The following is a 544-nucleotide window of genomic DNA, read 5'->3' on the forward strand; positions in this document are numbered from 1 at the left end:
GATCACCTCCTTTCTAAGGAATACGTCTCCTGCGACGGAGACATACTGGAAGCATAAGCTTCCATACACAAACATCACTCGTTGTCAGTTTTGAAAGGACAATTCCTTTCACTTGTTTGGCGACTATGGCGGAGGGGTTCCACGCGTTCCCATCTCGAACACGACCGTTAAGCCCTCCAGCGCCGATGGTACTTGGACCGCAGGGTCCTGGGAGAGCAGGACGTTGCCAAGCAAGTCTGCGACACGCAGATTGCCGCCCTTCCCGGCGGCGATGCGGGCCCTTAGCTCAGCTGGTTAGAGCGCACCCCTGATAAGGGTGAGGTCGGTGGTTCGAGTCCACTAGGGCCCACCATATACGCTTTTATATCCCGTATGGGGCCATAGCTCAGCTGGGAGAGCGCCTGCCTTGCAAGCAGGAGGTCAGGAGTTCGATCCTCCTTGGCTCCACCATAAGAATCATTTTTTGATTTTGTACCTTGAAAACTGAATCGCGAAAGTAAAGCTTAGAATCATCCTTTAATTTTAAATAGGAGTTAAAAAGTTT

Annotated in this window: 2 tRNA genes and 1 rRNA gene; all 3 read left to right on the forward strand. The window is 51.3% G+C overall.

Going from position 1 to position 544, the window contains the following annotated elements:
* The first annotated feature begins 115 nt into the window (after positions 1-115).
* The 3 genes from rrf to PPOP_RS11820 all read left to right on the forward strand — a co-directional run bounded on the left by rrf (position 116) and on the right by PPOP_RS11820 (position 450).
* A 5S ribosomal RNA gene (gene rrf, locus PPOP_RS11810) occupies positions 116-232 on the forward strand.
* Positions 233-275: 43 nt separating this feature from the next.
* A tRNA-Ile gene (locus tag PPOP_RS11815) sits at positions 276-352 on the forward strand.
* Between the two features lie 22 nt (positions 353-374).
* Positions 375-450: transfer RNA gene (locus PPOP_RS11820), tRNA-Ala, on the forward strand.
* The last annotated feature ends 94 nt before the right edge of the window (positions 451-544 follow it).

The organism is Paenibacillus popilliae ATCC 14706, from assembly GCF_000315235.1.
GTDB lineage: Bacteria > Bacillota > Bacilli > Paenibacillales > Paenibacillaceae > Paenibacillus_B > Paenibacillus_B popilliae.